Origin of the sequence: Luteimonas changyuni (assembly GCF_039548395.1) — a bacterium.
In the GTDB taxonomy this organism is placed as follows: Bacteria; Pseudomonadota; Gammaproteobacteria; order Xanthomonadales; family Xanthomonadaceae; genus Luteimonas.
On sequence record NZ_JBCLUZ010000001.1, the window covers coordinates 38652 to 58374 of the forward strand.

Annotated in this window: 17 protein-coding genes and 1 pseudogene; 9 read left to right on the plus strand and 9 right to left on the minus strand. The window is 70.5% G+C overall.

Annotated features, from left to right (window positions below; genetic code table 11):
- Positions 1-7: 7 nt before the first annotated feature.
- Genes WCD84_RS00225 through WCD84_RS00235 form a run of 3 tightly spaced genes read right to left on the minus strand, consistent with a single transcriptional unit; the run spans position 8 to position 3602 of the window.
- Positions 8-1885 carry a CIA30 family protein gene (locus tag WCD84_RS00225; protein WP_343280021.1) on the minus strand — a complete coding sequence of 626 codons (1878 nt, stop codon included), beginning with the start codon at positions 1883-1885 and terminating at the stop codon, positions 8-10.
- Positions 1886-1914: 29 nt separating this feature from the next.
- A complete protein-coding gene (locus tag WCD84_RS00230; protein ID WP_343280022.1) occupies positions 1915-2688 on the minus strand; it encodes an ABC transporter permease in 774 nt (257 codons plus the stop codon).
- Positions 2688-3602 (minus strand): ABC transporter ATP-binding protein, encoded by a 915-nt coding sequence (locus WCD84_RS00235; RefSeq protein ID WP_343280023.1) that lies wholly within the window; start codon positions 3600-3602, stop codon positions 2688-2690. The genes WCD84_RS00230 and WCD84_RS00235 overlap by 1 nt, the downstream gene beginning before the upstream one ends.
- Positions 3603-3879: 277 nt before the next feature.
- Here WCD84_RS00235 and WCD84_RS00240 point away from each other — a divergent pair, with 277 nt between their 5' ends.
- From WCD84_RS00240 to WCD84_RS00275, 8 genes are all read left to right on the plus strand, one after another.
- Positions 3880-4023: a hypothetical protein gene (locus WCD84_RS00240; protein WP_343255140.1), complete on the plus strand. Its 144-nt coding sequence runs from the start codon at positions 3880-3882 to the stop codon at positions 4021-4023.
- Between the two features lie 64 nt (positions 4024-4087).
- A complete protein-coding gene (locus WCD84_RS00245; RefSeq protein ID WP_343280024.1) occupies positions 4088-4717 on the plus strand; it encodes a hypothetical protein in 630 nt (209 codons plus the stop codon).
- Positions 4717-5877, plus strand: coding sequence for an ABC transporter permease (locus WCD84_RS00250; protein ID WP_343255138.1), 1161 nt, complete (start codon positions 4717-4719; stop codon positions 5875-5877). Before WCD84_RS00245 ends, WCD84_RS00250 begins: the two co-directional genes overlap by 1 nt.
- A gap of 10 nt (positions 5878-5887) precedes the next feature.
- Positions 5888-7069 carry an ABC transporter permease gene (locus WCD84_RS00255; RefSeq protein WP_343255137.1) on the plus strand — a complete coding sequence of 394 codons (1182 nt, stop codon included), beginning with the start codon at positions 5888-5890 and terminating at the stop codon, positions 7067-7069.
- A 138-nt stretch (positions 7070-7207) separates the two neighbouring features.
- Positions 7208-8449: an efflux RND transporter periplasmic adaptor subunit gene (locus tag WCD84_RS00260; RefSeq protein ID WP_343255136.1), complete on the plus strand. Its 1242-nt coding sequence runs from the start codon at positions 7208-7210 to the stop codon at positions 8447-8449.
- A gap of 216 nt (positions 8450-8665) precedes the next feature.
- A complete protein-coding gene (locus tag WCD84_RS00265; RefSeq protein WP_343255135.1) occupies positions 8666-9358 on the plus strand; it encodes an ABC transporter ATP-binding protein in 693 nt (230 codons plus the stop codon).
- 28 nt (positions 9359-9386) lie between these two features.
- Entirely contained in the window at positions 9387-10553 is a 1167-nt protein-coding gene (locus WCD84_RS00270; RefSeq protein WP_343255134.1) for an ABC transporter permease, read from the plus strand.
- Between the two features lie 9 nt (positions 10554-10562).
- A complete protein-coding gene (locus tag WCD84_RS00275) occupies positions 10563-11888 on the plus strand; it encodes an ABC transporter permease (protein WP_343280025.1) in 1326 nt (441 codons plus the stop codon).
- A gap of 20 nt (positions 11889-11908) precedes the next feature.
- Here the strand turns inward: WCD84_RS00275 and rarD are convergent, their stop codons facing one another.
- The 6 genes and pseudogenes from rarD to WCD84_RS00305 form a co-directional block, all read right to left on the minus strand.
- Entirely contained in the window at positions 11909-12790 is an 882-nt protein-coding gene (rarD, locus tag WCD84_RS00280; RefSeq protein WP_343280143.1) for an EamA family transporter RarD, read from the minus strand.
- Between the two features lie 173 nt (positions 12791-12963).
- Positions 12964-13866: pseudogene (gene yedA, locus WCD84_RS00285) on the minus strand (drug/metabolite exporter YedA); the annotation flags it as partial.
- 378 nt (positions 13867-14244) lie between these two features.
- Positions 14245-16431, minus strand: a complete 2187-nt coding sequence (locus WCD84_RS00290) for a carboxy terminal-processing peptidase (RefSeq protein WP_343280026.1) — start codon at positions 16429-16431, stop codon at positions 14245-14247.
- 176 nt (positions 16432-16607) lie between these two features.
- Positions 16608-17618, minus strand: a complete 1011-nt coding sequence (gene lipA, locus WCD84_RS00295) for a lipoyl synthase (protein ID WP_343255131.1) — start codon at positions 17616-17618, stop codon at positions 16608-16610.
- Positions 17619-17703: 85 nt separating this feature from the next.
- On the minus strand, positions 17704-18393 hold the full coding sequence (lipB, locus tag WCD84_RS00300; RefSeq protein ID WP_343255130.1) for a lipoyl(octanoyl) transferase LipB: 690 nt from the start codon (positions 18391-18393) through the stop codon (positions 17704-17706).
- Positions 18381-18659: a DUF493 family protein gene (locus WCD84_RS00305; RefSeq protein ID WP_343255129.1), complete on the minus strand. Its 279-nt coding sequence runs from the start codon at positions 18657-18659 to the stop codon at positions 18381-18383. The genes lipB and WCD84_RS00305 overlap by 13 nt, the downstream gene beginning before the upstream one ends.
- Before the next feature lie 143 nt (positions 18660-18802).
- Between WCD84_RS00305 and WCD84_RS00310 the strand changes: the two genes are divergently transcribed.
- Positions 18803-19723: a CsgG/HfaB family protein gene (locus WCD84_RS00310; protein WP_343255128.1), complete on the plus strand. Its 921-nt coding sequence runs from the start codon at positions 18803-18805 to the stop codon at positions 19721-19723.

The window sequence follows — 19723 nt, forward strand, 5'->3', positions numbered from 1 at the left end:
GCACCACTCAGCGCAGCTCGACGTCGTCGATGTGCAGCTCGAATGCGCCCGCGGGCTGGCCAGCCGTGATCGCGATCGCGCGCAGCGTGGCGAGGTCGGCGCCGGCGAAGGCGGCGAGCGGGATCCGCACCTCGCGCCACGCCGCTCCGGCAGTGAACGACTGCATCGCCGGCATGCCCTGCATCGTGGGACCCGAGAACAGCATGGCCTGGTAGCTGCGACCGTCGCCGCGGGCCTGGAACACGAGCTCGCGGCGCATCGACGCGTCGACCGGCTGCATCGGCTGCGCGCCGGGGTGGAACATCGTGCCGGCCCAGGGGTAGGCGAAGCCGGGCCGGATCTCGCCGTTGACGCGCAGCGCGCCGCGCGAGCCACCGGCTCCATCGGCGACCCATTCCTGCGTCGCCACGGACTTGCCAGCGACCATGGCGTCGGTGGTCACCTGCCAGCCGTGGCCGAAGTGCACGCCGGTGCCGCCGTCCTCGAAATCGGCGACCAAGGCACCGTCGGCGATCACCGGCGCGGTCGCGGCCGCAGTCGCCTCTACCCGCGGGCGAGCCACCGCGTATCCGTTTTTCCAGACGCCGACGTTCGCGCGCGTGGCCTGGATGTCGGTCGTCGGATCACCATCCACCAGCAGCAGGTCGGCGCGCATGCCCGGCGCGATGCGGCCGCGGTCGCCGAGACCGAAGCGCCGCGCCGGCAGCGCGGTCGCGGCGGCCAGCGCTTCGACCGGCGACAGGCCCGCGCGCACCAGCAGCGCCAGCTCGCCATGCATGCTGATGCCGTGAGCCGTGCCGGGATTGCCGGCGTCGGTGCCGGCAAGGATGTCGACGCCGGCGGCGTTCAGCGCGGCGACGCTGCGCAGCGCATTGTCCAGCGCCTGCGGACGCGGCGGCCCGGGGAAGGCCGATTCGAGCGTCGCACGCTGATCGAGGCCCGCCCACGGCGCCAGCCGTGCATCCGATGCGAGCGCGGCGCCACTGCCGTCGCCTGAAAAGCCCGCGATCACCGACAGCGTGGGCACGACGAAGCTGCCCGCGCCTTTCGCCGCGGCGACAAAGCCGGGCGAAGCGGCCACGTCGTGGAAGACATGCACCAGGCCGTCCGCGCCCGAGTCCACGGCATGCCGCGCATCGGCCTGGCTTGCGGCGTGGACCACCCCGAGGCGCCCATGGGCCTGCGCTGCGGCAATCGCATCCGCCACCTGCGCCGGCGTGATCGTCGGCAGCCGCTGCGTGTCCGAATGGGTGCTGAAGTCCTCGACGATCAGCTTGATGTAGTCCGAACCCTCGGCCACCCGCGCGGCGACGAAGGCCGCGGCGTCGCCGTCGGCGGCAAGCGTCGGCACCGCAATGCCGAACTGGGTCCCGTGGCCGCCCTCGGTGGTGACGGTGGCGCCGGCGGTCCACAGGTCGGCCTGGCCGGTTTCGCCCAGCGACTCGCGCTGCGCGCGCAGCGCCGGGATCCGGTTCCAGTCGCCGAACATGTCCAGCTCGGTGGTGACGCCGAAGCGCAGTGCGTCGCGCTGCGCCTCGCCCCAGCTGTGGGTATGCGCATCGATGAGACCCGGCAGCAGGGTCCGGCCGGCACCGTCGACGACGTCGATGCCCTCGGGAAGGACGATGTCGGCGCCCACCGCCTCGATGCGTCCGTCACGGACGATCACGTTCGCAGCCGGCAGCACGCGGTCGCCGTCGAACACGCGCACGCCCGAGATGGCGAAGGCCGCGCCTTCGCCGCCCGAAGGCAGCGCGCCGACCCTGTCCGCGGGCGATGGAGCCGACGGCGTCGACGTGGGCGACGACGGCTGCGCGAAGGCGACCGCGGCGGCGATGGCCGCGGCGATGGCGCCCGCAGCGATGGATTCAGGCCAGCGTTTCATGGTGTGGTTCTCCCGTGACGAAGATGGACTCAGCCGGCGCGCGCAAGCCGCGCGCGGGCAAGGACGAAGAAGCCGATGCCGACCACCGCGAGCACGCCGAGGTGCATCGCCACCGGCTGGCCCGCGTCCATGCCCACGACCTTCAGCGCCAGCTGGCCGTGATGGTAGGACGGCCACAGCGGCGCCAGCCGCGTGAACACGTCGGGCAGCATCGACAGCGGCATCCACAGGCCCGACAGGAACGACATCGGCAGGTAGACCAGGTTGACCACCGCCGGCGCGCCGGAGCCGTTGGCGAGGGTGCCGATGAACAGGCCGATGGCGCAGAACGGCAGCGCGCCGGCGACGTGCACCGCGAACAGCAGCCCCCACTGCGCCGGCTTCAGCTGCACGCCCGCGAGTGCGAAGGCGAGCAGCGCCAGCAGCAGCGCAACGATCGCCGAGAACAGCAGCGCCATCGCCATCTTCGCCAGCAGGTAGGCGCCGGGCGGCATCGGCAGTGCGCGCTTGAGCGCGAGGAAACCCTGCTCGCGCTCCATCGCCACCGTGACGCCGAAGCCGAACATCGCCGCGCCCATCACGCCGAACACGCCATAGGTGGCCAGCAGGTACTGCGCGCCGTTGCCGCCGTGATTCATGGCGACGCCGAACAGCAGGTAGAACATCAGCGGGAACAGCAGGGTCGGCAGCGCGAAGATCGGCGTGCGCAGCAGGCGCAGGAATTCGTACTTCGCCTCCAGCAGGTAGCTGCGCAGCAGCGGGTGCCGGCGGACGGCGACGGTGTCACGGGCGATGGCGTTCATCACGCGGCCTCCTTCATGGGCGTGTCGCGGGTGATCTCGAGGAATGCTTCGGCAAGGCCGGCGCGGCTGACGTCGAGGTCCGACAGCCCGGGGTCTGCGGCGAGCAGGCGGCGCACCACGCCTTCGGCGGCATCGGCGACCACCTCCAGGCGGCCGCCCTCGCGGCGCGCGGCGCGCACCAGCGGCCAGCGCGCAACCTCCGCCGCATCAAGCGTGGTCGCGCAGCGGATGCGGCGCTGGTCGACCCGCGCGCGCACTTCATCGAGGCTGCCGCTGGCGACGACGCGGCCGCCGGCCAGCACCACCACGCGATCGGCCAGGGCCTCGGCTTCTTCCAGGTAATGCGTGGTCAGCAGGACCGATGCGCCCTCGGCAACCAGTTCGCGCAATCCGCGCCACAGCCCCTGCCGGGCCTCGATGTCGAGACCGGTGGTGGGCTCGTCGAGGAACAGCACCCGCGGCCGGCCGCAGATCGCGAGCGCGAACTGCACGCGCCGCTGCTGGCCGCCGGACAGCTTTCCGTAGCGGCGCTTGAGCAGCCCGTCCAGGCCGGCGATGGCGACGCAGTCCACGACGCTGCGCGGATCCGGGTAGTAGCTGCGCGTCAGGTCGAGGAGTTCGGCAACGGTGAGCGTGTCGGCGATCGCGCCGGACTGCAGCATCACGCCGATGCCCTGGCGCGCGACCAGTTCCGATGGCGAACGCCCGAACAACCGCGCGGACCCGCCGTCGGGCTCCAGCAGGCCGAGCAGCAGCGAGATCGCCGTGGTCTTGCCCGCGCCATTGGCGCCGAGCAGCGCGAGCACCTGGCCGGCGTGCAGTTCCAGGTCGACGCCGTCCAGAGCTGCGACCTTGCCGTAATACTTGCGGGCGTCCTGCAGGCGGGCCAATGGCACGTCGCGATGATGATCCATGATGCGTCCTCCTCCGTGTGCTCACAGCTTGGGAGCCACCACCGACCTGCGGCAGTCGCCGCCATCACCCGTCGCGCATGACAAGCATCACATCCCGGGGCAGGCAGGGCCCACCCGCGTTGCGAGCGGCACCGGCGACATGCTAGAAATCCGCGGGCCCGCAGCCGGAACCATGCTGCGGGCATGCGCCCTGCCGTCGTGCGGGGCCCGGGGAAAATCGGGTCACGCAAGGAAGTCCATGGACAGGGACTTTTCCCAATGCACAAGGACAGTCAACATGATCAAGAAGGTCACCTCCGGCGCTGCCGGGCTCCTGTTCGCGGTTTCGGCCGCGTTCGCGTTCCCGGTCCAGCAGGCCGAGGCCGCGACGACGATCGTCGTCTGCATCAAGGACGTCTGCGTCGTCATCATCGTCCAGTAAGTGTTTCGCGGGAGGGTACGCGCTGCCCTCCCGCGCCTTGCGACATGCACCCAGGAATCCCCACATGACTTGCGAACACATCCACCCGGGCTGGCATGGCGCACGGACGGGACTCGCCGCGCTGGCGTTCATCGCCCTGCTTGCGCTTGCCGCGTGCTCAGGGCCGGCAGGCACCGATGCCGACGTCGACGTCGACGTTGCGGCGGCGACGCCCGCTGCCGCTGATATTCCGGGTCCGCCAACGGATGCCGGCACCGCCCCGCAGCCGCTGCCGCTGCCGCTGCCCCTACAGGACTTCATCGTCGCCTTCCACAAGGCCAGCCTGGCCGCAGGCCATGCCCCCGACGGGCGATACCAGTTCCCGGCCATCTGGCTCTACGCGCCCGGAGGACGCCTGCATTCGCAGATCGACGACAACGCGGGTCTTGCGCGGCTGCAGCAGGACTTCGGCAGCCTCGATCCCTCCGGAACCCGCCCCGGCACGCTTTCCCTGGACGACGTGCTCGCCATCGTCACCGAAGCCGGCGCGACCGCCACCATTCCCGCTTCGGCCGAACGCTGGGCCGCCATCGTCCTGCTGGATGCATCCGATTGCGGCAGCATGTCGTGCGGTCCGTACGCGGACACGGTCGACCAGCTTCGCCTCGCGCATCCCCATGCCCTGGACGTGATCCGCGTGGCGCTGGTGAAGTAGTGTCCGCCGCTGGCGGCATGCGGTCGTGCCGCACCTGCGCAACGCTCGCCTGGCTGCGGCTGCGGGAATCGCTCGGCCGGCATGCCTACCTGGTGGCAACCCTCGTCGTCGGCGTGGCCGGCTTCTGGATCCTGGGCGCCCTGGCGTCGCCGTTCGTGGCGAGGACTGCACTCGCCGACGCCAGCATCACCGTGTCCAGCGCGCGCGAAGGCGGACTGGTGCCGGTGCGCTACGCAGCGCAGGTATCGCGCATTCCCGCGGTCGAGACCGTCAACCACATGAACGTTCTCGCGGTGGTGTGCAAGCCGCCCGCGGGCATTGCCACCCTCAACGGCTGGGGCGGCGACGACCCCGCGCGCAGGCTGCGCAGCATCCGCGCCACCCAGGCGGACATCGACGCATGGCTGGATTCGCCGCATGCGGTGCTGGCAGGCGCCGAACTGGCCGAGCGCTGCGGCTGGTCGCGGGGCATGGCGATCGAACCCGCCGGCCTGCATGGCCAGGCCGTGCCGATCACCATCGCGGGCATCTTCCACAGCGACGAAGGTGGGTTCGGCGAACAGGTCGCGATCGCCCACTACGGGCACGTCGACCGCCTGCTGCCCGACGCCGAACGCGACCAGGCGCGGATCATCCAGGTGTCCGGGCAGGATCCGCTGGCACTCGCCGAGCTGGCCGCGGACATCGAAGCGCTGCTGCAGCACGGCGACCCGCCGGTGCAGGCGCACGTGGCCGACGGTGGCGACAGCCTGCTCGGCAGTTTCGGCAATGTCAGCGCGCTGCTGCGCGCCGTGGTCGCGTCGCTCGGGCTGTGCGTGCTGCTCGTGTTCACGAGCATCGCCGCACACCTGGCCGCACAGCGGCGATCGAGCATGGCGATGCTGCAGGCGCTGGGCTTCGGCCGGAACCTTCAGCTGGCAGCGATCGTGTTCGAGTTCTCCGCCGTAGCGGCGATGGGTGCCGCGCTCGGGACGATGCTGGGCCTGTCGCTGATCGAGGGGATCAGCGCGCGCACCAGCCACGTGCTCGGGCGCCTGGACGCACCGCTGCAGGACACGCCCTGGCTGTTGGCCTGCCTGCTGGCTCTGGTCGCGCTGGCCTCGTTGGCGCCCGCATTCACCGTGCGCAGGCTGCGTGCGGTGGACCTGGTCCGCGGCTGAGCACGCGGCGATGGCCAAGGGCACCGCCAGCATCCTGCGGATCTTCCTTGCCGGCCACGCCGACAGGCCCCGCGATGCCCTGCTCATGCTGGCGGGATTCCTGATCTCGGCAGCCACGCTGACCCTGCTGCTGTCCGTGCCTGCCGGCATCGACGGCATCGCCGCGCGTACCGGAGACGACCGCATCGCCCTGGTGCTGTCGTCGCAGGCACGCAGCGAAGTGGAGAGCCACCTGCCCGCCCATGTCGCCGGGATCGTCGCCGCCCTGCCGCAGGTCTCGCGTGACGCGTCCGGGCGCGTACTGGTCGCCCCACAGTTCATCGCCAATACCAAGCTCACGCGTCGCGATGGCGTCCGCAGCACGGTGCAGATCCGAGGCGTCGACCCGTCGACGCCGGCGGTCCTGGACACGATCGATGGCCTGGTGCAGCTGCCTGCGGGCCAACCCGGCGTGCAGGACCTGCTCGTCGGCCGCATGCTCGCGCCTGCGTATCGCGAACTGCAGGGCAACGATGTCCTGGAGCTGCGCCGCAGCCCACTGGCGCTGCGCCACGGACTCGCGGCCAACGGCGGACTCTGGGAGTCCGAGCTGTGGGCCGACCTGTCGACGCTGCAAGCGGCGTTCAACGCGCCGGGCCAGGTCTCTGTGCTGTGGGTGCGGCTGCCCGACGCGGACGCGTTCCAGGCGTTTGCCGCGGCGGTACGTGCCGACCCCCGGCTTTCGGGCGTGCGCGTCGTACCCCAGGGCACCTACCACGCTGGACAGGTGGCCTTTGTTTCGCGCCTGGTCCGCCTTGCGGCCGCGGGCGTCTCGCTGCTGCTGGGTGCCGGCGCGACGCTGGTGATCGCGAACGCACTCGATACCGCGCTGCGCCGGCGCCGGCGCGAAATGGGGACGCTGCGCGCCCTCGGCTTTCCCGGTTCGAGCATCGGCCTGGCTGTGTTCGTCGAAGTCGCACTGATCGGGCTGTTCGCCACCACCATCGCGCTGGTCGCGATGCACGTGGCCGTCGGCGGAAGGGTATTCGGAACCTCCGCCGGCAGCCTGGCCATCCAGGTGCCGCTCACCATCACGCCGGCGCTGGCGCTGACCGTGTGCATGTACAGTCTGGCGCTGGGCCTCCTGAGCGCCCTGCTGCCGACCTGGCGGCTCGCGGGCGGCAAGCTGATCGATGCCCTGCGCGCCGACTGAGCCGACATCCGCATGACCGGGGCCAACACAAATGCATGACATTCCGCAGGTGACACCACCGGCTCCGCCCGTCGAAAGTGGCCACATGCCTCGACCGGCACGGTCACACTTCGCCCACAGCCCTCGTCTCGAGTCCTGATGAACACCAAAGCCGACCTGTTGAACGAACTGCGCATCGACCGCAGCCCCGATCCGCAACCACGACGGTGGCGCTGGATCCTGGCCGCGGCGGTTGCCGCACTGCTCCTGGTCGCGCTGGCCGCATGGGCACTTTCGGGACGCGGCGGCGCGGTCGAGGTGCGCACAGCCACCGCGGTCGCTACCGGCGGCGGCAGCGGAGCGATTTCGGTGCTCGATGCCAGCGGCTACGTCGTGGCCCGACGCATGGCCACGGTCTCGGCCAAGATCACCGGCCGCGTGCGCGAGGTGCTGATCGAGGAAGGCATGGCGGTGGTGGAAGGCCAGGTCATGGCCACGCTCGACCCGGTGGACGCCGATGCACAGCATGACCTCGCCCAGGCCCAGCTCGGCGCCGCGCGCAGCCAGGCGGACTCGGTGCGCGCCCAGCTGGTCGAGGCGGAGGCACAGGCGCGACGGCTGGAATCACTCGTCGGGCAGCAGCTGGTGTCGCGCGCGCAGTTCGACCAGGCGGTGGCGCAGCGCGATTCGCTGCGCGCCCAGCTCGCCACCGCGCAGCGCAATGCGCAGGTTGCTGGCGAACAGCTGCGGATCAGCGACATCGGCGTCGACAACACCGTGGTGCGCGCGCCCTTCGCCGGCGTGGTGATCGCCAAGGCCGCGCAGCCGGGCGAGATCATCTCGCCGCTGTCGGCCGGCGGCGGCTTCACCCGCACCGGCATCGGCACCATCGTCGACATGGACTCACTGGAGGTCGAGGTGGACGTCGGCGAGGCCTATATCGGCCGCGTGCAGGCGAAGATGCCGGTCGAGGCCACGCTCAACGCCTACCAGGACTGGAAGATCCCGGCGGAAGTGATCGCGATCATCCCCACCGCCGACCGCGGCAAGGCCACGGTCAAGGTGCGCGTGGCGCTGAAGGAAAAGGATCCGCGCATCGTGCCCGACATGGGCGTGACGGTGAGCTTCCTGGAGCGCGCGCCGGAGCAGGCCGACGACGACGCGCCGCGCGGCGTGCGCGTGCCGGCGGCGGCCGTGGCCGCGCGCGACGGCGGCGATGTCGTCTTCGTCGTGGCCGGCAGCGGCGACGATGCCGTGGCCGAGCGTCGCAGCGTCAGCACCGGCGGCGGCGGCGGCGCCCAGCGCACCGTGCTGTCCGGGATCGCACCGGGCGAAACCGTGGTGCTCGACCCGCCGGAAGACCTGGCCGACGGTGACAAGGTCATCGTGGCCGGCCCTTAGGAACCCCTCAGTCCGGCACCTGCAATCGACACACCCACACACCTGCAGGAGCGAAGCACATCTCTGTGGGAGCGGCCATAGCCGCGATGGCCCGACTGCAATCGCGGCCATGGCCGCTCCCACAAGAGCGCGATTGGTCTGGCTTCAATCGCTTTACAGCCACTCCTGCAAAGGCCTTCGGGTCCACCAATCCACTGCATCCAACGGAGCATCGTCATGACCACCCTGGTATCGATCCGCAACCTCGGCAAGTCCTACCAGCGCGGCCCGGAGAAGGTTGACGTGCTGCACGGCCTGGACCTGGACATCGCGTCCGGCGATTTCGTCGCGCTGATGGGCCCATCGGGCTCGGGCAAGACCACGCTCCTGAACCTCATCGGCGGCCTGGACGCGCCCACCAGCGGCGAGATCGAGATTGCCGGGCAGCGCATCGATCGCATGGGTGCGGGCCAGCTGGCGACCTGGCGCAGCCAGAACGTCGGCTACGTATTCCAGTTCTACAACCTGATGCCCGCGCTCAGCGCGCAGAAGAACGTCGAGCTGCCGCTGCTGCTGACGAAGCTCGGCGGCGCGCAGCGCAAGCGCAACGCGCAGATCGCGCTGGAGCTGGTGGGCCTGTCCGATCGCACCTCGCACAAGCCGTCCGAGCTGTCCGGCGGCCAGCAGCAGCGCGTGGCGATCGCGCGCGCCATCGTCTCCGACCCGACGCTGCTGATCTGCGACGAGCCCACCGGCGACCTCGACCGGCAGTCGGCCGAGGAGATCCTGGGCCTGCTGCAGGAGCTCAACCGCGAGCACGGCAAGACCATCGTGATGGTGACGCACGACCCGAAGGCGGCCGAGCACGCCAGCCACACCCTGCACCTGGACAAGGGCGTGCTGGTCGAACAGCAGTCGCACGCGGCGTGAGCCGCGCCTGGAACCGGAGGAGGCCGAGATGAAATACTTCCACCTGGTCTGGGCGGCGCTGTTCCGGCGCAAGACCCGCACCTTCCTGACGCTGGCCTCGATCGTGGCCGCGTTCCTGCTGTTCGGCCTGCTCGACGGCATCCGCACCAGCTTCGCCGAGCTTGGCCGCAACGCCGACGGCGCACAGCGGCTGCAGACGGCCTCGAAGCTGTCCTTCATCGAGACCCTGCCGCTGTCGCTGAAGTCGCGCATCACCGCCATCGACAACATCGAGGCGGTGACCCACGCCAACTGGTTCGGCGGCACCTACCAGGGGCCGCGCAACCAGCTGTTCACGCTGGCCGTGGCGCAGAACTACCTCGAGCTCTACCCGGAAGTCGAGGTCGACCCTGCGCAGCTCGAGGCCTGGAAGCGCAACCGCACCGGCATGCTGGTCGGCGAGACCATGATGACCCGCTTCGACTGGACCGTCGGGCAGCGCATCCCGCTGCAGTCGGCGATCTACCCCAACAGCGACGGCACGCTCGACTGGGCCTTCGACATCGTCGGCGTGCTGCGCGCGAAAGAGGGCGAAAGCGCCGGCTTCACCGGGGCGATGATGCTGATGCACTACGACTACTTCGAGGAGTCCACGCCCTACGTCGACGGTGACGTCGGCTGGTACATCAGCCGCGTCTCCGACGTGCGCCGCAGCGACGCCGCGGCCAAGGCGATCGACGCGCTCTCGGCGAACTCGCCGCACGAGACCAAGACCATGAGCGAGCAGGCGGCGATGGCCTCGCAGCTCAAGCAGATGGCCGACATCGGCCTGATCGTGGGTTCGATCATGGGCGCGGTGTTCTTCACCCTGCTGCTGCTCACCGGCAACACCATGGCGCAGGCGGTGCGCGAACGCACCTCCGAGCTCGCGGTGCTGAAGACGATCGGCTTCTCCAGCACCAGCGTGCTGGCGATGGTGCTGGCCGAGTCGATGCTGATGGTGGTGATTGGCGGCGCGCTCGGCCTGGGCCTGGCGTCGGTGATCGGCAAGGCCGCCACCGCCGCCAGCGGCGGCGTGGTCAACCTGCCGCCCGTGGGCCTGGAGAGCTGGCTGCTGGGGCTGGGGCTGATGCTCGCCATCGGCCTGCTGGTCGGCGCGCTGCCGGCGATCCGCGCCATGCGCCTGAACATTGTCGACGCCCTCGCGGGCCGCTAGGAGCACGCCATGAAGAAGCTCAAGCCTTTCCTGCGCGGCACCGGCCTGGTGCTGCTGCTGGTCGCCTTCCTCGCGGCCTGGATCCTGCTGCCGTGGCCGGCCCTGCTCGCGGTCGCCGTGGCCTTCGCGCTGTGGCTGTTTTCCACGCGCAGCGGCCGGCAGGCGGCGTCGGTCACCCGGGTCGGGGTCAGCACTCTGTCCCAGCGACTGGGTTCGTCATCGGTGGTGATCATCGGCATCGCCGGCGTGGTCGGCGTGCTCGTGGCGCTGCTGGCGATGGCCGAGGGCTACCAGCACACGGTGTCGAGCAGCGGCGATGAAGACACCGCGATCGTGCTGCGCGGCGGCTCCGCGGCGGAGCTGATGTCGGTGATGTCGCGCGATGCGATCACCGCGATCGAGCGCGCGCCGGAAATCGCCCGCGACGCCGAGGGCCGGCCCCTGGCCTCGCCGGAGCTCGTGGTCGCGGCCAACCTGCCGATCCGCGGCAGCGAGGCCGACGTCGACGGCAGCGTGCAGCTGCGCGGCGTGGGCGACATGGCCTGGGCCGTGCGTCCGAACGTGCAGCTGGTGGAAGGCCGGCGCTTCGAGACCGGCAAGCGCGAGCTGGTGGTCGGGACCGGCGCGCGCCGCCAGTTCCTGGGCCTGGATCCCGGCAGCGAGGTCCGCCTGGGCAACCAGTCCTGGACGGTGGTGGGCGTGTTCGAGTCCGGCGATGCGATGGCCTCGGAAATGTGGGCCGACGCCGAAGTCGTCGCCACCACCTATCGCCGCGGCAGCAGCCGGGCCTCGGTGTTCGCGCGCCTCACCGACGCCTCGGCATTCAACGCGTTCAAGGCCACGCTCGCCGCCGATCCCCGGCTGCAGGTCGAAGCCCAGACCACGCTGGAGTACTTCCAGGCGCAGTCGGAAGGCATCGCCAAGGTGCTGCGCATCATCGGCATCGTGGTCGGCTCGATCATGGCCATCGGCGCGGTGTTCGGCGCGCTCAACACCATGTTCGCAAGCGTCGCATCGCGCGCGCGCGAGATCGCGACCCTGCGCGCGATCGGCTTCCGCGGCATCCCGGTGGTGGTGGCGGTGATGCTGGAGACCATGCTGCTGGCGGCGATCGGCGGCGCGCTTGGCGGGCTCCTGGCCTGGCTGGTGTTCAACGGCTATACCGCGTCCACGCTGGCCGGCGGCATGTCCCAGCTCACCTTCGAGTTCAAGGTCTCGCCCGGGCTGCTGTGGCAGGGCCTGAAGTGGGCGCTGGCGATCGGCTTCATCGGCGGCCTGTTCCCGGCGCTGCGCGCGGCGACCATGCCGGTGACCGACGCCCTGCGCGCGGCCTGAGCAGGCGCGCGGTGCGCGGATCAGGCCTGCTGGGCCACGATCCGCCGCCGCGCGCGGATGAAGCCGTCGGCCGCGAATACCGCGAGGCCCAGCCAGATCACCGCAAATCCGATCGCGCGGTCGCGGCCGAAGGGCTCGCCCAGCACCAGCACGCCGCACAGCAGCTGCAGCGTCGGCGCCAGGTACTGCAGCACGCCCACCGTGGTCAGCGACACCTGCCGTACCGCGTAGGCGAAGCCGATCAGCGGCAGCGCGGTCAGCGCACCGCCAAGCACCAGCAGCACGTTGCTGCCAACGCCCCAGTCCAGGGACACAAAGCCTCCGCTGCCCTGCGTTTCAAGCCACGCCAGCGCCAGCGCCGCGGGCACCAGCAGATACAGGTTCTCGACGCCAAGCCCGGCAACCGCATCGACCGCGGCATAGCGGCGGATCAGGCCATAGATCGCGAACGAGCCGGCCAGGAGCAGCGCGATCCAGGGGAAACTGCCGTAGTTGAATGTCAGCCAGAGCACGCCACAGGCCGCCAGCGCCACCGCCACCCACTGCGCCGGCGCCAGGCGCTCGCGCAGGAACACCACGCCGATCACCACGTTGAGCAGCGGATTGATGAAGTAGCCGAGGCTGGCTTCCACCACATGCCCGGCGTTGACCGCCCACACGTACAGGCTCCAGTTGAAGCCGATCAGCAGCCCCGAGGCGAGCAGCATGCCCGCCAGGCGCGGCTGCGACAACACCGCGCGCAGCCAGCCGCGGCCACGGGTCAGCGTGAGGAACGCCGCCACCAGCACCGCCGACCACAGCGCGCGGTGCAGCACCACGTGCATCGACGGCACGGATTTGAGCAGGTGCCAGTACAGCGGCATCAGGCCCCAGATCACGAAGGCTGCGACCGCCATCCACATGCCGCGGGTGCGCGTGCTGGCGCTCACGGCTGCGTATCCGGCACTGCAGGCGACGCCAGCGGGTCAACGACCCCGGGCAGGGCCGCATCGGGCAGCGGTGGTTCGGCGGCGACCGCCAGTCCGGCCGCGACCACCGGCGTTGCCGTCGCGGCCAGGCGCGCGCTGCGCATGCGCCGGCGCGCGCTGGCCAGGGTAATCGCGACCACGCCGGCCAGGATCACCGCCATCGCACCAAGGTCATGCGCGCTGAAGCGCTCGCCGGCAAGCCACGCGCCAAGCACCACCGCGATCAGCGGATTGACGTAGGCATAGCTGCTGGCAAGGCTCGCGCGCACGTTCTGCAGCAGCCAGGCGTAGGCGGAGAACGCGAGGATCGAACCGAATACCGTGAGGTAGGCCACCGAGAGCGTGCCGCGCAGGGTCGGCGCCTCCGTGAAGCGCTCGCCCAGCAGCCAGCCCGCGGCCACCATCAGCACGCCACCGCAGAGCATCTGCCCGGCCGCGGTCATGAACGGCGAAGGCAGCGCGCGGCTGCGGCTCCACACCGAGCCGAAGGCCCAGGCCAGCGGTGCCACCAGCAGCGCGATCAAGCCCTGTGGCGAAGCGGTGAGCGAGCTGCCGGCGTTGAGCCAGAGCACGCCGGCAAAGCCGACTGCAAGGCCGATGAGCTCGATCCGGGTCGGCCGTTCGCCGCGCAGCGCAGCGAACAGGCCCATCCACAGCGGGCACGAGGCCACCGCCACCGCGGCAAGCCCCGACGACACCGTCTGCTGCGCGATGCAGACCATGCCGTTGCCCAGGCCGAGCAGCAGCGTGCCCATGATGGCAAGGTCGCGCCACTGCGCGCGGGTGGGCGCCGGCATGCCGCGCAGGCGCAGCACGGCGTACAGCAGCGCGCCCGCGGCCACGAAGCGCATCCCCGCCATCAGCAGCGGCGGATAGCCGCCCTCGAGCGCGAAGCGGATGCCGAGATAGGTCGAGCCCCAGACCAGATAGACCGCGCCCAGCGCGAGGACGACCGCCATCGCGCCGGGCGGCGTGCGGGCGGGAACGGAGAATGGCGAAGCAGCACCCATTGCGGCACCCGGGCGGGAAAGTTGCGGAGTGGAAGAGCGGCAGGCGTCGATCAATCTGCCGGATGGTGATTCTACGCCGCGCCAACGCCTCGCGGATCGCGGCCATGGCCGCTCCCACAGTAGGAGCAGCTACAGCTGCGACCGGTATCTCCGACCGGAGCCCGATCCCATCCGGTGGTCGCAGCTATAGCTGCTCCTACAGGGGTGCGATTAGACGGGTGCGATGCGCCCGGTGCGATGCGCCGAGTGCGATGCGCCGAGTGCGATGCGCCGGGTGCGATCCGCCGGGTGCGATCCGCCGGGTGCGATCCGCCGGGTGCGATCCGCCGGGTGCGATCCGCCGACGCGCGCGGTAACGCGGGTTCGGCCGGGCCTCCCTCAGCGCGCCCAGCGCCCAGGGCCGGTGGACTCGGGCAGCACCGCCGACGACAGCTGGCGGTCGGCGTCGAGCAGGCGCACGGCGTCGGCGAGGATCGCGGCGGACTCGCGCAGCAGCGGGTCCGGGCGCTTCTCGGCGGCGTCCTCGCGCGCGGTGTCGGCGGCGATGTCGCGCTCGTTCGCGGTCAGGCCATCGTCGGCCGAAAGCTCGGCCAGCGGATCCAGGTCCAGGCCCAGGCGCTTGCGCTCTTCCTGGCGGTCGGTGCGCTTGGCGGCCTGGCGGTCGCGCTCGGTGCGGCGCTCGGCCTCGTTGAGCGAGATGTAGTCCTTGTCGGCCTCGGCGCGGAACTCGGCCACGTCCTCCTTCCACCACTGGAACTCGCGATCGGTCGCCACGCGAGCGGCATGCAGCTCATCCAGCCGCGGCAGCAGCGGCGCGAAGTTGCCGTAGCGGGTGTGCGGCACGGCCGAAATCCGGGTCCAGGGCAGCGCGTTGTCGTAGGTGCTTTCGCCGAACTCGGTGGCGTTGATCGTCGCCGGGAAGCGGATGTCGGGCACCACGCCCTTGTTCTGGGTGCTGCTGCCGCCGGGCAGGAAGAACTGCGCGATGGTCATCTTGACCTGGCCATGGCGCGTGCCCTCGTTGGCCGGCCAGCGGTCGAGGTCGAACAGGTTCTGCACCGTGCCCTTGCCGAACGTGGTCTCGCCGATCACCAGGCCGCGGCCATAGTCCTGGATGGCACCGGCGACGATCTCGGATGCCGAGGCCGAAGCGCGGTTGACCAGCACCGCCAGCGGACCGTCCCAGGAGACGCCGGCCTTGCGGTCGGCCTCCACGGCAACCCGGCCGCCGGATTCGCGCACCTGGACCACCGGGCCGGTATCGATGAACAGTCCGGTGAGCTCGACCGCCTCGTTGAGCGAGCCGCCGCCGTTGTTGCGCAGGTCAAGCACGATGCCGTCCATGCCCTGCTCGCGGAACTCGCCGAGGATCCGGGCAACGTCGCGCGTGGCCGAGGCGTAGTCGCCATTGCGGCTGCGCCGGCCCTCGAAGTCCTGGTAGAACGCCGGCAGTTCGATCACGCCGATGCGCTTGGCATCGCCGGCCGGGCCCGCCGGGATCTCGATCAGCTTGGACTTGGCGGCCTGCTCTTCCAGGCGGATCTTGGCGCGGGTCAGGGTGATGCGCACCGGCTCGCTGTCGAGCAGCGCCTCCACCGGCACCACGTCCAGGCGCACCTGGGTGCCGGCACTGCCCTTGATCTTCTCGACCACGTCGTCGATGCGCCAGCCGATCACGTCTTCCATCGGCCCGCTCGTGCCCTGGCCGACGCCGACGATGCGGTCGCCGGGGGTGAACTTGTTGCTGGTCGCGGCGGGGCCGCCGGCGATCAGCTCGCGGATCACCACCACGTCGTCCTGCTTCTGCAGCTGCGCGCCGATGCCCTCCAGCGACAGCGACATGCTCTGGTTGAACAGGCCGGCAGTGCGCGGGTTGAAGTAGTCGGTATGCGGATCGATGGACGCGGTGTAGGCGTTGAGGAAGGTCTGGAACGCGTCCTCGTTGTTCAGCTGCTCGACGCTGGTGGAGATGTTGGCGTAGCGCTTGTCCAGCGTTGCGCGGATTTCGGCGGGTTCCTTGCCGGCAAGCTTCAGGCGCAGCCAGTCGTTGCGCACCGACTTCTTCCACAGCGCGTCGAGTTCGGCGCGATCGGCAGCCCAGGGCGCGTCCTCGCGATCGTAGTACCAGCGCTCCTCGCCCTCGAAATCGAAGATGTCCTGCTCCAGGAGGCCGCGCGCGTACTCCACGCGCTCGGCCACGCGCTGCTTGTAGAGCGCGTACATTTCCATCGCCGGACCGGTGTCGCCCTGGCGGACCGCGGGGCCCATCTGCGCCTCGTAGCGCTGGAAGCGCGCAACATCCGGGGCGTCGAAGAACAGCTTGTTGCCGTCCAGCGCCTCGAGGTAGCGCTTGAAGATCTCCTGCGACAGCGTGGCGTCGAGCCCCCGCGGGCGGTAGGCATAGCGGCTGTCGGACAGCAGCCCGTAGACCAGCCTGGACGTGGTCTCGTGGTCCCCGGTCGGCGCCGCAGGGATGGCGTCGCCGTCGGCGCGCGCCATCAGCGCCAGCGGCATGGCCAGCGCCAGGGCAACGGCGGTGACGGACAGGGCTTGGCGTGCTTTCATGCGGTCGGCTCGATGCTCACGTGGGGAGGTGCGTCGCTACCCCGCACCGTGCCGGCCAAAACAGGGACCGGACAGTGCTGGAAGTCGCGTATTGACGCCCGAAACCACTCTAACCGCGGCCGCGGGGCTGGGTGTGAACAATTCGCCACGCGGCAGCACGCGGCGTAACGCGACGCTCAGGAGGCGAGGCCCGCACCGGCCGCCTGGCGGTCGGCGTGGTAGGACGAGCGCACCAGCGGGCCCGACGCCACGTGGGTGAAGCCCAGCGCCATGCCGTAGTCCTCGAAGGCCTTGAATTCCTCCGGCGTCCAGTAGCGCAGCACCGGGTGGTGATGCGCGCTGGGCTGCAGGTACTGGCCGATGGTGATCATCTCGACGTCGTGCGCGCGCAGGTCGCGCAGCGTGGCTTCAACCTGCTCCTGCGTCTCGCCGAGGCCGAGCATGATGCCGGACTTGGAGGCGACCTCCGGGTGCTGGGCCTTGAAGCGCTGCAGCAGGGTCAGCGACCACTGGTAGTCGGCGCCCGGGCGCACGTTGCGGTACAGGTCCGGCACGGTCTCGACGTTGTGGTTGAAGACGTCCGGCGGGTTGGCGGCCAGGATCTCCAGCGCGCGGTCCATGCGGCCCTTGCCGCGGAAGTCCGGGGTCAGGATCTCGATCTTCGTGCCCGGCGTGGCCTCGCGGATGGCCGCGATGCAATCGACGAAGTGCTGGGCCCCACCGTCGCGCAGGTCGTCGCGGTCGACCGAGGTCACCACCACGTACTTCAGCCCCATGTCGGCGACGGTCTCGGCCAGGCGGCGCGGCTCGTCGGCATCGGGCGGCTTCGGCCGGCCGTGGGCGACGTCGCAGAAGCTGCAGCGGCGGGTGCAGACCTCGCCAAGGATCATGAAGGTCGCCGTGCCGTGCCCGAAGCACTCATGGATGTTCGGGCAGCTGGCGTCCTCGCAGACCGTGACCAGGCGGTTCTTGCGCAGCTTCGACTTCAGCGCCGCGACGGCGCCGTTGGACGGGATCCGCACCCGGATCCACGACGGCTTGCGCAGCACCGGCGCATCCACGAACGCCACCGGCGAGCGCCCGATCTTGTCCCCCGCCACCTGTTTCACCCCCGGCACCAGCGAAGGCGGCGGCTCGCTGCCGACGACGGCGAGCGGGATGGACTTGGCGGTGGAGGTGTCGGTCATGTTTTTTTTGGCCACGGATTCACGCGAATGAACGCGGATAAAGCTGAAAAGCCCGGTTGATTGCGCTCTTGCCCCTGATCCGCGCCTATCCGCGTAAATCCGTGGCAAAAGCTCCTTCTTCCGCGGCCTCGACAGCCGCCAGACCAAACTGCGCGGCAAGCGCCGCAACCAGCGCGGGCCGGGCGGCGTCGAGGCTTGCGGGACCGCCGCATTCTACCACCGAGGTCGTTTCCAGCCCGGCGTAGCCGCAGGGGTTGATGCGCTGGAAGGGTTCGCGATCCATGGCGATGTTGAACGCCAGGCCGTGGAAGGTGCAGCCGCGGCGCACGCGGATCCCGAGCGCGGCGATCTTGGCGCCGCTGTCCACGTAGACGCCCGGCGCGCCCTCGCGGCGCTGCGCATGGATACCCCAAACGGCCAGGGTGTCGATGATCGCCTGCTCGATGCGGCAAACGTACTCGCGCACGCCGATGCCCAGGCGCCTGAGGTCGAGCAGCGGATACGCGACCAGCTGGCCGGGGCCGTGATAGGTCACCTGGCCGCCGCGGTCGACCTTGAGCACCGGGATGTCGCCCGGCGCCAGCACGTGCTCCGGCTTGCCGGCCTGGCCGAGGGTGAATACCGGATCGTGCTCGACCAGCCACAGCGCGTCGGGAGTGTCGTCGCCGCGGGCGTCGGTGAAAGCCTGCATCGCGCGCCAGACCGGCTCGTAGGCGCGGCGGCCGAGGTCGTGCACCAGCAGCGCGGGCACGCACACGTCGGCTACAGCGTCCACTTCACCTCGGGATGCTCGCGCAGCGCGGCGTGCGCGCTGTCGTACTCTTCGCGCGAGTTGGCGCGGAAGCTGATCCGCACCGAAACGTAGCGGCCGCCGCTGGAGGGCCGGGCGGTGAGCGTCTCGTGGACCACGGTCAGGCCCGCTGCGCGCAGCAGGTTCGGGACTTCGACTTCCAGCCGGGCAGAGGCCGGACCCATGGCGGTGATCTCGAAGTCACCCGGGAACTGGAAGCCGTGTTCAGGGTTGTCGGACTTGATTTCCATTGCCCGATTATGGGGCCGGCGCCGGGCGATCCCAACGCCAGCGCCGCAACACCGTGGCCCGGTGCCGAAACGCAGGGCGTCCGCTGGCAGGTGCGGACCGCGTTTGGCGATGGAAGGAATCCACATCCGCAAGGAGCCCCGCCATGCCCCGTACCGCTCTCGCTGCCGCCCTCGCCGCCTGCCTGCTCGCCGCGCCCGCAGTTGTCCTGGCCCAGTCCCAGCCCTCCGACGTGCCGGTCTGCGCACGCAGCCTCGGCACGATCGCGGTGATGGAGCCCACCGGCCAGAACTGGTGGACCGGCCAGCGGCTGGCGTCGCCGGCGGCGCTGATCAAGGTCTATGTGAACCGGTCGCGCTGCTTCACCCTCGTCGATCGCGGCCAGGGCATGCAGGCGATGCAGGCCGAGCGCGCGTTGGCGTCCTCGGGCGAGCTGCGCGGCGGCTCCAATATCGGCAAAGGGCAGATCCGCGCCGCGGATTACGTGCTGGTGCCCGACGTGATATCGCAGAACCGCAACGCCGGCGGCACCAATATCGGCGGCCTGGTCGGTGGCCTGCTCGGCAACCGGCGCGCCGCGGCGGTGGTCGGCGGCATCAACCTCAAGCGCAGCAGCGCCGACGTGGTGCTCACCGTCACCGACGCGCGCTCGTCGGAGCAGGTCGCCATGACCGAAGGCCACGCCACCAAGACCGATGTCGGCTGGCGCGGCGGCGGTGGCCATATCGCCGGTGCCCTGGTCGCGGGCGGTGCCTCCGGCTACGCCAACACCGAGATCGGCCAGGTGGTGGCCCAGGCCTACATCCAGGCGTATTCGGACCTGGTGGCGCAGCTCGGCGGGCTGCCGTCCGACGCATCCGCGGCCAACGCCACCCAGGCGGTGAGCATGACCCGGCCCGGGCGGCTGCTGAAGGCCGCCGACGGCCGCGGCGGCGCGGTGCGCGACCTGGATCCCGGGATGCTGCTCTATCCCACCGGGCTCAAGGACGGGACGATGTGGGAGGTCGAGGACGAGCTCGGCAACCGCGGCTGGGTCAACTCCACCCAGCTCTCACTTGCCCGCTGA